Source organism: Achromobacter sp. EB05 (genome assembly GCF_044232075.1).
In the GTDB taxonomy this organism is placed as follows: domain Bacteria; phylum Pseudomonadota; class Gammaproteobacteria; order Burkholderiales; family Burkholderiaceae_B; genus Achromobacter; species Achromobacter dolens.
Genome location: NZ_CP155917.1, coordinates 4,043,977 through 4,056,984, shown reverse-complemented (window position 1 = coordinate 4,056,984; position 13,008 = coordinate 4,043,977). Strand labels below are relative to the sequence as shown.

At 70.2% G+C, this 13,008-nt stretch carries 12 protein-coding genes; 11 read left to right on the top strand and 1 reads right to left on the bottom strand.

The window, feature by feature from the left end; all coding sequences use genetic code 11:
* Positions 1 to 23: 23 nt before the first annotated feature.
* From AAID08_RS18375 to AAID08_RS18365, 3 genes are all read left to right on the top strand, one after another.
* Complete coding sequence (locus AAID08_RS18375) at positions 24 to 449, top strand: isochorismatase family protein (protein ID WP_395756737.1); 426 nt, start codon at positions 24 to 26, stop codon at positions 447 to 449.
* A gap of 6 nt (positions 450 to 455) precedes the next feature.
* Positions 456 to 680, top strand: coding sequence for a DUF3820 family protein (locus AAID08_RS18370; RefSeq protein ID WP_006385039.1), 225 nt, complete (start codon positions 456 to 458; stop codon positions 678 to 680).
* A 146-nt stretch (positions 681 to 826) separates the two neighbouring features.
* Positions 827 to 1,159, top strand: coding sequence for a hypothetical protein (locus AAID08_RS18365; protein WP_054502033.1), 333 nt, complete (start codon positions 827 to 829; stop codon positions 1,157 to 1,159).
* Between the two features lie 82 nt (positions 1,160 to 1,241).
* Here AAID08_RS18365 and AAID08_RS18360 read toward each other — a convergent pair whose 3' ends face one another.
* On the bottom strand, positions 1,242 to 2,468 hold the full coding sequence (locus tag AAID08_RS18360; protein WP_395756736.1) for an MFS transporter: 1,227 nt from the start codon (positions 2,466 to 2,468) through the stop codon (positions 1,242 to 1,244).
* A 134-nt stretch (positions 2,469 to 2,602) separates the two neighbouring features.
* Between AAID08_RS18360 and AAID08_RS18355 the strand changes: the two genes are divergently transcribed.
* The 8 genes from AAID08_RS18355 (at position 2,603) to AAID08_RS18320 (ending at position 12,933) form a co-directional block, all read left to right on the top strand.
* Positions 2,603 to 3,568, top strand: a complete 966-nt coding sequence (locus tag AAID08_RS18355; RefSeq protein WP_175166710.1) for a GlxA family transcriptional regulator — start codon at positions 2,603 to 2,605, stop codon at positions 3,566 to 3,568.
* Between the two features lie 66 nt (positions 3,569 to 3,634).
* A complete protein-coding gene (locus tag AAID08_RS18350; RefSeq protein ID WP_231133050.1) occupies positions 3,635 to 4,513 on the top strand; it encodes an AraC family transcriptional regulator in 879 nt (292 codons plus the stop codon).
* 178 nt (positions 4,514 to 4,691) lie between these two features.
* The gene (locus AAID08_RS18345; protein ID WP_395756735.1) at positions 4,692 to 6,839 is read left to right on the top strand and encodes a TonB-dependent siderophore receptor; all 2,148 of its coding nucleotides are present in this window, start codon (positions 4,692 to 4,694) and stop codon (positions 6,837 to 6,839) included.
* A gap of 179 nt (positions 6,840 to 7,018) precedes the next feature.
* Positions 7,019 to 9,151 (top strand): TonB-dependent siderophore receptor, encoded by a 2,133-nt coding sequence (locus AAID08_RS18340; RefSeq protein WP_395756734.1) that lies wholly within the window; start codon positions 7,019 to 7,021, stop codon positions 9,149 to 9,151.
* A 72-nt stretch (positions 9,152 to 9,223) separates the two neighbouring features.
* Complete coding sequence (locus AAID08_RS18335; protein ID WP_054415903.1) at positions 9,224 to 9,622, top strand: cupin domain-containing protein; 399 nt, start codon at positions 9,224 to 9,226, stop codon at positions 9,620 to 9,622.
* A gap of 44 nt (positions 9,623 to 9,666) precedes the next feature.
* Positions 9,667 to 10,839 carry a RhtX/FptX family siderophore transporter gene (locus AAID08_RS18330; protein WP_144654912.1) on the top strand — a complete coding sequence of 391 codons (1,173 nt, stop codon included), beginning with the start codon at positions 9,667 to 9,669 and terminating at the stop codon, positions 10,837 to 10,839.
* A gap of 64 nt (positions 10,840 to 10,903) precedes the next feature.
* Complete coding sequence (locus AAID08_RS18325) at positions 10,904 to 12,157, top strand: Hsp70 family protein (protein WP_063587686.1); 1,254 nt, start codon at positions 10,904 to 10,906, stop codon at positions 12,155 to 12,157.
* A 188-nt stretch (positions 12,158 to 12,345) separates the two neighbouring features.
* Positions 12,346 to 12,933 (top strand): NUDIX domain-containing protein, encoded by a 588-nt coding sequence (locus AAID08_RS18320; protein WP_054502415.1) that lies wholly within the window; start codon positions 12,346 to 12,348, stop codon positions 12,931 to 12,933.
* Positions 12,934 to 13,008 lie beyond the last annotated feature (75 nt).

Sequence of the window (13,008 nt, the reverse complement as noted above, 5' to 3'; positions counted from 1 at the left end):
CGCCATTTCCTTTCGCGAGAACCATGACTTCCGCTTTGATTGTGATCGACGTGCAACGCGCGCTGTTCGAAACCACGCCCGAGCCGGCCGATGCCGGCGCCGTGCTGGCGCGCATCAATGACCTGGCCGGGCGCGCCCGCGCCGCCGGCGCGCCGGTGATCTACGTGCAGCATGAAGCGCCCGGCGGCAAGCTGGCGCATGGCGAGCCCGGCTGGCAGCTCGACACGCGCCTGCATCCCGCCGATGGCGATGTGCGGGTGCGCAAGACCACGCCCGATTCCTTCCTGCGCACCGGCCTGGACGATGCCTTGTCGCGGGCGGGCGCCACGCATCTGGTGGTGTGCGGCTACGCCAGCGAGTTCTGCGTCGATACCACCGTGCGCCGCGCCGCGGCGCTGGGCTATCCGGTGACGCTGGCGGCCGACATTGGCTTTGGCCAAGCGAGGTAGCGGCCCATGGATCCCGAACTGCTGCAGTTGCTGGTGACGCGCACCATGCCTTTCGGCAAGTACCAGGGGCGCCTCATCGCCGACCTGCCGGGGCCTTACCTGGCCTGGTTCGCGCGCAAGGGTTTTCCGCCGGGCGAACTGGGGCGCCTGCTGGCGCTCATGCACGAGCTGGACCACAACGGCCTGTCGTCCTTGCTGGCGCCCTTGCGCCAGCCGCCGGCGGCGCGCTGAACGGCGCCGGGGAAACCGCAAGAAACAAATCTCGCGGTTGGCGTAGCGTCTTGGCACGCCCTGCGGGCGCGCGTGGGGCTACGATAGACCGGCGCGTCACCGGGCGGGGTATCTGGCCCGGGCGCGACCAACAAAGAGAGGTCGTCATGAAGAAACTCCCGTTCACCGCCGTCCTGCTGGCCCTGGCCTGCCTGGGCGGCGCGGCCCAGGCGCAGAACGCGGCGCCGGTCACGCAGGAATTCCAGTATCCCAGCCAGCGCTCCAAGGACGGCAGCCTGTCGCCGCCGTCCACCTTGCGCATGACCGTCACGCCCGACCCGAATGCGGCGCCGGCCGTGATCCGCGACACGCCCGAGAGCCAGGCGCAATACGTGCGCTGCCGCGAGGTCTCGGACCGCGCCGCCGTCTCCAACGCCCAGATGCAGGCCGGCGTCGCCCAGTGCCTGCGCGAACTGGAGCAGCGTCGCCAGCAGCAGTAGGCGCCGCGCCCGCCGGGCTTGATCTGGCAGGGCAGCGTCAGGTCGGGCTCGGTCAGGCCAACCCGCTTCAGGCAGGGCCTGGTCAGGCCGGGCCGGCTGCCGTGGCGGCCCTGGCCGAGCCGCGCGCCCAGTGCCAGGTCATCAGGCCGGCGGCCAGCACCACCGGCAGCATGGCGGCATTCAGCGCCTCCCAGCCAAACGCGTCCAGCGCCGGACCGGCCGCCAGCGTCGCCACCGCGGTGGCCGCGTAGCGCAGCATTTCGGCCGCGCCCTGGGCGCGGGCCCGCTCGGAGGGACGGTACGACTGCGCCAGCAGCGTGGTGCCGCCGACGAACATGAAATTCCATCCCACGCCCAGGCAGAACAGCGCCGCGTAGAACGCCGGCAGCGATGGCGAGGCCATCGCGATCAGCGCGCAGGCCACGTTCAGCAGCATGCCCGCGCCCAGCACCCTGGGCAGGCCGAAGCGCTGGATCAGCGCGCCGGCGAAGAAGGCGGGCGCATACATGCCGACCAGATGCCACTGCATGATGTTGGCGCCGTCGCCGATGCTGTGGCTGCACGCCACCGCCGCCAGCGGCGCGGCCGTCATGATGAACATCATCGACACCGATCCCACCACGTTGTTGGCCAGCGCGGCGATGAACACCGGCTGGCGCGCCACCGCGCGCAGCGGGCGCGCCGGCAGTCCGCCCTGGACTTCGCCCGGGGCCACGGGCGCCTCGGTATCGCGGTAGAAGCCGAACAACAGGGCGGCGGACAACAGCGCCAGCAGCGCCACCATCAGGTAGGCGCCGGCAAACGTCACCGGCGCGAACAGGTCGCGGCTCCAGGCCGCCAGCGCCGGCCCGGCGATCGCGGCGATGACGCCGCCGGTCATCACCACCGAGATCGCGCGGCTCTTGGCGGCCGGCTCCACCGCGTCCGCCGCCGCCAGCCGGTAGTACTGCGCGAACGCCTGGAACACGCCGACCAGCGCGGTGCCCGCGCAGAACGCCCAGAAATCGGCATGGAACACCGCCCACACCGAGATGCCGCCGCCCGCCGCGCCCGCCAGGGCGCCCAGCGCGAAACCGTTGCGGCGGCCGATGCGCTGCATCAGCAGCGAAGCGAACCAGGTGACCACGGCGCCGGCGACGGTGATCAGCGCGAACGGCAGCGTGGACAGCGCCTTGTCCGGCGCCAGCATGTGGCCGGTCAGCGCGGTCAGGGTCAGGTCGATGGAGATGGCCGCGATGAACAGGCCCTGGCACACGGCCAGGATGCGGGCGTTGCGGCGGCCCGTGGCGGGCGAGGGCGAGGAAGGCATGGGAAGAAAAAGAGAGCGGGGGTTTGACAGACCCCACTGTATCGACGCAGACTTTGGCGTGAATGACATAATTACCTCAAAAAACGCCAAACCCTAACACCAACCCCAGCCCCCACCCTGAACCCCAAGCCGTCATGACCCACCACGTCGCCTTCCTGCTGGTGCCCGATTTTCAGTTGCTGGACATGTCCGGCCCGGCCGCGGTGTTCCAGACCGCCGGCCGTTTCGCGCAGACCGCCGCCGGCCCCGCGTATGCGGTGCACGTCGTCTCCGAACACGGCGGCCCGGTGCGCAGCTCCTGTGGCATCGGCGTACAGACGGTGTCCTGGCACGGCACGCCCGCCGATACCCTGGTGGTGCCTGGCGGGGAGGGCGCGCGCGCCGCCGCCGTCACGCCCGCCCTGCGCGCCCGCCTGCTGGCGCAGCGGCAGGCGGGCCGGCGCCTGGCCAGTGTCTGCACCGGCGCCCTGGTGCTGGCGGGCGCGGGCCTGCTCGACGGCCGCCGCGCCACCACCCATTGGCGCCATGCCGCAATGCTGGCGCGCGAGCATCCGGGCGTGCGGGTCGAGCCCGACCGCATCCATATCCGCGATGGCGATACCTGGACCTCGGCCGGCATCACCGCCGGCATCGACCTGGCGCTGGCGATGGTGGAGGCCGACCTGGGCGCCGAACTGGCGGCCACCACCGCGCGCGAAATGGTGGTGTATCACCGCCGCTCGGGCGGCCAATCGCAGTTCTCGGCCCTGCAGGACCTGGCGCCCGACAGCGAGCGCATGCGCGGGGTGCTCGAACATATCCGCGCCAACCTGGGCGCGGCCCTGACGGTGGAGCATCTGGCCGAGGTGGCCTGCGTCAGTCCGCGCCAGTTCCTGCGCAGCTTCAAGGCCGATACCGGCGAAACCCCCGCCAAGGCGGTCGAGCGCATCCGCGCCGAGGCGGCGCGGGCCTGCATCGAGGCTGGCGACGACAGTATCGACAGCGTGGCGCGGCGCGTCGGTTTCATGGACAGCGAACGGATGCGGCGCGCCTTCCTGCGGGTCTACGGCCAGCCGCCCCAGGCGCTGCGCCGCGCCGCGCGCAACGCCGCGTTGGCATGAGCGAGGCGAAAACGGTAATAATAGTCACTCTCAATAAAGTATCGGGCCCCGGGCGGGCCCGCGACCGTGACCGCTTCTCACCCCGAACTCGATTGGGCCGTTCCGGCCGCCACGCCCGCCATGTCGCTGGCCGGCGGCACGTTGCGCTTCGAGCGCGGCGAACGGGTGCTGGAAGACCTGGCGCCGGGCCTGAAGCTGGTGCTGGTGCTGGACGGCGAGCTGCGCTACCGCGTGCCGGGCGCGCCGGCCGCCCAGGTCAGCGGGCCGTTGCTGCACCTGAGCCTGTGCCGCGATCCGCTGCGCATGGAACACGAATTCGGCGCGCGCCGGTCGCTGCGCTTCGTGTCGCTGCGCACCTCGCTGGAACACCTGCGCGAGTCCTTATCCCTGGAGCCGGCCGACATCGCGGGCCTGTTGCGCGCGCCGCGCGACGGCGCACCCTATGCCGACGCCAATTTGCGGCTGGCCGCGCCGCTGCAGGCCTTGGGCCGGCAGATGCTGGCCTGCCCCATGCAGGGCGCGCTCAAGCGCATGTACCTGTCCGCCAAGGCGCTGGAGCTGACCGCGCTGGCGCTGGGCGCGCTCCAACCGGCGCCGGCCGCATCGACCCCGGGCGGACCGTCGCGCGCCGACGTTGAACGCCTGCACCACGCGCGCGATCTGCTGCTGGCCGATCTTCAGCATCCCCCCACGTTGCCCGAGCTGGCGCGCCGTGTCGGCGTCAACGTCAACAAGCTCACCACGGGCTTTCGCCAGTTGTTCGGATGCAGCGTCTATGCCTGCGTGCGCGAGCAGCGCATGGCGCAGGCGCACGCGCTGCTCGCCGCCGGCGAGATGAGCGTATCGGAGGCCGCCTATGCCTGCGGTTATACGGATTCGCATTTCAGCAAGGCCTTCCAGAGGCGTTACGGCGTGCTGCCGCGCGCGCTGATCCGCGGCCGCTGACCGCGCCGCCGGTTGTCGGCGTTCTGGCCCCACCCGTCGCGCGGGATCGCGCGCATGCCGATGCGCGTTCGCGCCCGCGCGGTTTCCATGGCAAGAGTCTTACAAACGCCTGCGCGTTGCGGTTTCTCCTCGAAATTGTATGAGAATAATTCTCAGTATTAACGAAGGAGAAGTACCCATGCGCTCTAGGTTCGGGAACAACGCGCGGCGCGCGCGGTTGGCGCGTCAATGGCCGCTCTGGCTGGCGGTGGCGACGGGGCCGGCGCTGGCCGAAGGCACCCAGGAGCCCACGGGCGCCGCCACCTTGCCCGCGGTCACCGTCAGCGGCGAGCGCGAGGCCGGCGCCGCGCAACAGCCGACGCTGGGCAAGCTGCCCTTGAGCGTGCGCGAGACGCCCCAATCGATCTCCGTGATCGGCCAGGAACAGATCCGCCAGCAGAACCTGCACACCCTGGACGACGTCATGCGGCACGCCACCGGCATCACGGTGCAGCCGCACCATCACCTCACCACCGGCTACTACGCGCGCGGCTTCCAGATCGAATCCTTCGAGCAGGACGGCGTGCCGGCCATGATGGGCAACCGCGCCGCCGCGCCGGAAGACATGGCCATCTACGAGCGCGTCGAGATCCTGCGCGGCGCCAACGGCCTGTTGCACGGCGCCGGCAATCCCTCTGCCACCGTCAACCTGGTGCGCAAGCGGGGGCAGCGGCAATTCGCCTTCGGCGGAGAACTCAGCGCCGGCAGTTGGGACAACTATCGCGCCGAAGTCGACCTGGGCGGACCGCTGAACGACAGCGGCCGCGTGCGCGGCCGCGTCGTCGGGGTCATGGCCGACCGCGGCTTCTTCTATGAAAGCGCGAACGAGAAGACCGGCCTGTTCTACGGCACTGCCGAGGTCGACCTGGGCCCGGACACCGTGCTGTCGGCGGGCCTGCTGCACAGCCGCGTGCGCTCGCATCCGCCGCCCAGCATGGGCGGACTGCCGCGCTACAAGGACGGCGCGCCGATCGGGCTGCGGCGCTCGGTCAACCTGGAGTCCGCCGGCAGCCGTTCCGACTGGGACACGACGCGCGTGTTCGCGGACCTGGACCACCGCTTCAGCCAGGGCTGGCGTGCGCGGCTCAGCGTCGATCATCTTCGCTCCGATTCCGAGATGAAGTACCTCACCGTCAACGGCGGGATCGACCGCGCGACGGGCCTGGGCGCTAAGCTGTCGGGAGGAGGCATCAAGTACGACAACAGCCAGACCAGCATCGACGCCTACGTCAGCGGCCCGGTCGAACTGTTCGGGCGGCGCCACGAGCTGCTGTTCGGCGCCAATTCACTGCGGACTTCGTACGAGAACCTGAATGCCGATGTCACCAGCCCTCAGTTGAACATGCCGATGGACGTGTTCCACTGGCATCCGCGCGATGTGCCCGACTACGACATCGGCCCCTACAAGTCCGCGAGCATCAATCGCGACCGGGAGCAGGGCGTGTACGGCATGGGCCGCTTCTCGCTGGCCGATCCGCTGACGCTGGTGCTCGGCGCGCGCATGGACTGGAGCCGGCTGGAAACGCCCAAAGCGAGCCAGCGCACCAACGCCAGATTCACGCCCTATGGCGGCCTGATCGTCGACCTGGACCGGCAGTGGTCGCTGTATGGCAGTTACGCGCAGGTATTCATGCCGCAAATCGACCAGCTCGATCGCGACGGCCAGCCGCTCGATCCGGTCACGGGCACCAACACCGAGGCCGGCGTCAAGGGTGAACTGATGGACGGCGCGCTCAACGTGTCGCTGGCGCTGTTCCAGATCCAGCAAAAGAACCGCGCCCAGGCCGACCCGTCGGTGGTGTGCGCGGGCCGACGCTGCCCCTCGGTCGCCGGGGGCGAGGTCCGCAGCCGCGGCTTCGAGGCCGAGGCCGCCGGCGCCATCACGCCTTACTGGACGGTGGCGGCGGGCTACACCTTCAACACCACCAAGTACATGGTGGACACGCGCGCCAGCGGCCAACCCTATGCCAGCTTCACGCCCAGGCACATCTTCCGCCTGTGGACCGAGTACGCCCTGCCGGCGCTGGAGCGGCGCCTGAGCATCGGCGGGGGCGTACAGGTGCAATCGGGCTTTTACAACGTGGCCAAGACCATCACGCTGCGCCAGGGCGGCTACGCGCTGGCCGACATGCGCGTGGCCTATCGCGTCGACAAGCACGTCACGGTGGCGCTCAACGCCAACAACCTGTTCGACCGCGTCTACTACCAGCGCCTGAACGATGCCAACTGGACCAACTACTACGGCGAGCCGCGCAATTTCATGCTGACGGTGCGCGCCGAGTATTGACCGTCGTCATCGCATGAGACGGCCGCGCGCGTCGCATGGCGCGCGCCGGCCGCCTCGGCCCGCCCGGTAAAAAACTTCCGCAATCGCCAGCGAGACTTCCGCAATCGCCAGTGGCGCGCCACGTCGCTCTCTAGAATGGTTTGAGAATAATTCTCAGTAACCAGGAAAGAGGAACGGCGGTGCGATCAAGGTTCAGGAACAGGGCGGCACGGCCGCGCAAGGGCGCGGCGCGCCATTGGCCGGTGTGGCTGGCATTGACGGCGGCGGGGCCGGTGGCGGCGCAAGCGTCCGACGATGCCGCGACCTTGCCGGCGGTCACCGTCAGCGGCGAACGCGACGCGACCGCGCCGGCGCCCACGATGGGCAAGCTGCCCTTGACGGTGCGCGAGACGCCGCAGTCGATCACCGTGATCGGCCAGGAACAGATGCGGCAGCAGAACCTGCAGAGCCTGGATGACGTCATGCTGCACGCCACCGGCATCACGGTGCAGCCGTACCAGTTGCTGACCACGGCCTACTATTCCCGCGGCTTCAAGGTCGATTCGTACGAGCAGGATGGGGTGCCGGTGCTGATGGGCAACATGGCCGCGTCGCCGCAGGACATGGCGGTGTACGAGCGCGTCGAGATCCTGCGCGGCGCCAACGGCCTGCTGCATGGCGCCGGCAATCCCGCCGCCACCGTCAACCTGGTGCGCAAGCGTCCGCAGCGCGAGTTCGCCTTCAGCGGCGCGGTCAGCGCTGGCAACTGGGACCGCTACCGCGCCGAGGCCGACCTGGGCGGCCCGCTCAACGCCAGCGGCAGCGTGCGCGGCCGTCTCGTCACGGCCTTTGAAGACCGCGGCTATTTCTACGACGTGGCGGACCAGAAGTCGGCGCTGTTCTACGGCATCGGCGAGGTCGACCTGGGCCCGGACACGGTACTGTCGGCCGGGCTGCAATACCAGCGCATCCGCTCCACCACCAACATGGCGGGCGTGCCACGCTACAAGGATGGCGGCGACATCGGCCTGAAGCGCTCGACCTACCTGGACGCGGCCTGGGACCGCTTCAACTGGAACACGGCGCGCGTGTTCGCCGACCTGGAACACCGCTTCGGCCAGGGCTGGAGCGCCAAGCTCAGCGCCAACTACCTCACCGCCGACAGCAACCTGAAGTACGCCGGCGCCTATGGCGCGATCGACCGCCAGACTGGCCTGGGCTCGGCGCTGATGGGCGGCGCCTACAAATTCGACAACACCCAGGCCAGCGTCGATGCCTACGTCAGCGGCCCCGTGGAGCTGTTCGGCCGGCGCCACGAGCTGCTGGTCGGCGGCAATGCGCAGCGCACCACGACCGAGCAGTACACCGGCCAGTTGACGCCGGCGCTGCGCGTGCCGGTGAACGTGTTCGACTGGGATCCGCACAGCGTGCCGGAGCCGGGCGTCGGCCCCTATACCTCGCCGGGCGAGACGCGCGCGCGCCAGCAGGGCGTCTACGGCATGGGCCGCTTCTCCCTGGCCGATCCACTGACGCTGGTGCTGGGCGGCCGCATGAGCTGGTGGAACCAGGACGCGCCCGGTTCGCGACAGCGCATCGACCCCGAATTCACGCCCTACGGCGGGCTGATCGTCGATCTGGACCGCCAGTGGTCGCTGTACGGCAGCTATGCCGAGGTGTTCCAGCCGCAGACCCAGCTCACGCGCGACGGCCAGGGGCTGGACCCGGTCACCGGCACCAACTACGAGGCCGGCATCAAGGGCGAACTGATGGACGGCGCGCTGAACGTATCGCTGGCCGCGTTCCAGATCCGCCAGAAGAACCGCGCGCAGCAGGATCCGGCCTGGCCCTGCGTCGGCCAGAACTGCTACTACGTGGCGGGCGGCGAGGTGCGCAGCCGCGGCTTCGAGGCCGAGGCCAGCGGCAGCATCACGCCGAACTGGACGGTGGCGGCCGGCTACACCTTCAACACCAGCAAGTACCTGACCGACACGCAGGCCGGCGGCCAGCCCTTCGCCAGCTTCACGCCCAGGCACATCTTCCGTCTGTGGACGAACTATGCGCTGCCGACGATGCAGCGGCGCCTGAGCGTGGGCGGCGGCCTGCAGGTGCAGTCCAGCTACTCGACCGTGTCGGGCCCGGTCACGCTGCGCCAGGGCGGCTATGCGCTAGTCGACCTGCGTCTGGCCTATCGCGTCGATAAGCACCTGACCGCGGCGCTGAACGTCAACAACGTGTTCGACCGCGGCTACTACCAGAGCCTGTCGGGCACGGCCTGGAACAACCGCTACGGCGAGCCGCGCAACGTCATGCTGACCCTGCGCGCCGAGTACTGAGCGGTGTGCGATCGATGGACGGCGCAGGCGCGCCGTCCATCCGTTTTTTCAAGGAGAGACAACGTGGCTGCAATGACGCCCGTGCCAGTGTTCGACTGGCTCGATCATTTCATGGCGCTGGCTGGCGATGGCGGCATGCGCGACATCGGCAGGCTGCGGCGCCTGGCGCCGCACGAAGGCTGGCTGGTCGGCATCAAGGCCGCGGCCAGCGACGCCGACGTGCACGGCGATGTCTGGGAACGCCATCCCGCCGGCGAGGAAATGCTCTGTGTGCTGGAAGGCAGCGTGGTGCTCACGCTGATGGACGAGGCCGGCGCCGAGACCGATGTGCTGTTGGACGCCCGGCGCGGCGCCGTGGTGCCGCGCGGCATCTGGCACCGCCTGCGCGTGGCCTGTCCGGCCCGCATCCTGTTCGTCACGCCCGGGCAGGGCAGTGAACACCGCCGCGTGGGCGCGGCAACGCAAGCTTGAAGGAAATCGACGTGAAGCAAACCGCGAATGCGCGCCTGTTCGTCATGATCGGCGCGCTGTATTTCTCCCAGGGCATTCCGCTGGGCGTGGCCATGGAGGCATTGCCCACGCTGCTGCGGCGCGACGGCGCGCCCCTGCACGCGCTGGCCTGGCTGCCGCTGGTGGGGCTGCCCTGGGTGCTGAAGTTCCTGTGGGCGCCGCAGGTCGACAACCGCTGGCGCGCCGCGCTCGGCCGGCGCCGTAGCTGGATTCTTCCGATGCAGGCCGTGGTGCTGGCCTGCCTGGCGGCGGTGGCCATGACCGGCATCGCCGCCGCCAGCGCGCCCTGGGTGGTGGGCCTGATGGCCCTGGCCTCGCTGGCCAGCGCCACCCAGGACATCGCCACCGACGGCCTGACCGCCGAGCGCTTCGATGGCCAGGCGCTGGCGCGCGCCAACGCCGTGCAGGTCGGCGGCACCATGGTCGGCTTTTTCGCCGGCGGGCCGGGCTGCCTGGTGCTGGCGGGGTGGCTGGGGCAGGGCGTTGCGCTGACGCTGCTGGCGGCGGTGGTGGCCTTCAGCCTGCTGATGGCGCTGGGGTGGCGTGAAGCCGCCTTGCCCGCGCCCGCCGCCGCGCCGCGGCGCGCCACCCTGGCGCGCTTCGCGCGCCGGCCCGGCGCCTGGGCGCTGGTGCTGGCGGCGTTCCTGGCGGCCATGACGGCGGTGGCGGGCTATGGGCTGTCCAAGCTGTTCCTGGTGGACGCGGGCTGGCCGGTGGAGGCGGTGGGGCGACTTGGCATGGCGGGGGGCGCGGTGACCGTCTTGCTCGGCTGCGGCGGCGGCGCCTGGCTGGTGGGCCGCATGGGCGCACGCGGCGCGCTGGCCCTGGGGCTGGCGGCGTCGGGCGCGGCCGCCGCGGCCTGGCTGGCGCAGGCGCAGGGTTGGGCGGCGCAGCCCACGCCGACGGCCTATCTGGCCCAGGCGCTGGGTTCGTTCGGCGCGGGCGCGGCCTCGGTTGCGCTGATGACGCTGGCGATGCGCTTCGCCGCGCGCGGCACGCAGGCCGGCACCGACATGACGGCGGTGCAGAGCGCGCGCGACCTGGGCGAGATCCTGACCTCGTCGCTGATCACGGCGCTGGCGGCGCGGTTGGGCTATGCCGCCGGTTTCGGCGGCGGGCTGCTGGCGGCCGTTGCCACCCTGGCATTCGTGGCGTTGGCGCTGCGCCGCCGAGGGTGACATGGCGTTTCGGGCGGTTGCGGCTACACTTGTGCGCCGTTTTGCTTTCAAGCCCCGAATTTCCATGATTTCCACCGCATGCGGCGTCGACTTCGGCACCTCCAACTCCACCGTCGGCTGGAGCCGCCCCGACCAGCGCGCGCTCCTGGCCCTCGAAGACGGCAAGACCACCTTGCCCTCGGCCATCTTCTTCCACGATGAAGACGCCGAGGTCAGTTACGGCCGCGCGGCCATCTCCGACTACCTGGCGGGCTACGACGGGCGCCTGATGCGCTCGATGAAAAGCCTGCTGGGCAGTTCGCTGATCGACGGCTCCACCGAGGTGCAGGGCCGCTCGATCCCGTTCCGCGTGCTGCTGACGCGCTTCATCGCCGAACTCAAGCGCCGCGCCGAGACCGCCGCCGGCCGCGACTTCACCCGCGCCGTGCTGGGCCGGCCGGTGTTCTTCGTCGACGACAACCCCGCCGCCGACCAGACCGCCCAGGACACGCTGGGCGAGATCGCGCGCAGCGTCGGCTTCACCGACATCGAATTCCAGTTCGAGCCGCTGGCGGCGGCCTTCGACTACGAGTCGCAGATCGACCGCGAGGAACTGGTGCTGGTCATCGACATCGGCGGGGGCACATCCGACTTCTCGCTGATCCGCCTGGGGCCGGGCCGCGCCGCCAAGCCGGACCGGCGCGACGACATCCTGGCCTACGGCGGCGTGCACATCGGCGGGGTGGACTTCGACAAGCAGCTCAGCCTGGCGCACGTCATGCCGCTGCTGGGGCTGGGCAGCCAGTTGCGCAGCGGCAAGGATGTGCCGTCCACGCAATACGGCAACCTGGCCTGCTGGCACACCATCAACCAGGCCTACACCCGCAAGGCGGCCGAACACTTCGCCTACATCCGCGCCGAAGCCGGCGACCGCGACAAGATCGATCTGTTGCTGAACCTGGTCAAGCAGCGCGCCGGCCACTGGGTGGCGGTGCAGGTGGAAGAGGCCAAGATCGCGCTGTCGGAAGGCCCGGCCGCGCGCATCGACCTGTCGCGCATCGCGCCCGAGCTGGGCGTGGACGTGACGCGGCCGTCGTTTGACGCCAGCGTGGCGCGGCTGATCGAGAAGATCGAACAGACCGTCGGCGTCCTGCTGCGCGACGCGGGCGTTGCCCCCGCCGACGTGGACACGGTGTTCTTCACCGGCGGTTCCAGCCGCGTGCCGCGCCTGCGCGATTGCGTCTCGGCGCTGGTGCCGCAGGCGCGCAGCGTCGAAGGCGACCTGTTCGGCAGCATCGGCGCCGGCCTGGCGCTGGACGCCCGTCGCAAGTTCGACTGATACACGGGGCGGCGAGCCTGCCGCCCCGAGATCCTCGGCGCTTGGTCCTGCGCGGGGGGCATGATGCCCGTCATTCCCATCACGCCCGTCAGCTCCATGACGCGGCCATGGCGGGCGCGATGGTAAGCTGCAAGCTCTTCGCGCCGGCCGCCTTGCGTGGCGGCGCTCGCACCTTCCCACGCCGCGCCATGACCGACAAGTCCGATTCCCATCTGTTCGAAGAACGCGTCTCCACCGAGGCCGCCTACGATGGCCGCTTCCTCAAGATCCGCAACGACACCGTGCGGCTGCCCAACGGCAACACCTCCACGCGCGAATACGTCGTGCACCCGGGCGCGGTGGTGGTGATCCCGTTGCTCGACGACGGCCGCGTGCTGCTCGAGCGCCAGTTCCGCTATCCGATCGGCCGCGTCATGACCGAATTCCCCGCCGGCAAGCTCGATCCGGGTGAAGACCCGCTGGCCTGCGGCAAGCGCGAACTGCTCGAGGAAACCGGCTACACCGCCAGCCAGTGGGCCCGCGCCGGCGCGCTGCACCTGGCCATCGCCTATTCCACCGAGATCATCCACATCTACTTCGCGCGCGGCCTGCGCGCCGGCCCCCGGCAACTGGACCAGGACGAATTCCTCGACGTCTTCAGCGCCCTGCCCGAAGACCTGTACGCGGCCTGCGCCAAGGGCGAAGTCACCGACGCCAAGACCCTGACCTGCACGCTGTGGCTGCAGAACGTGCTGTCCGGCGCCTGGCAACTGGACTGGCAGGACCAGCCCGCCTGAGCGGACAGCGACCTTCCCGGGCCCGCCCTGAAGGCCGGCCCGCGCCGTCGCCCTCACTAGACGAACGATCCCGCC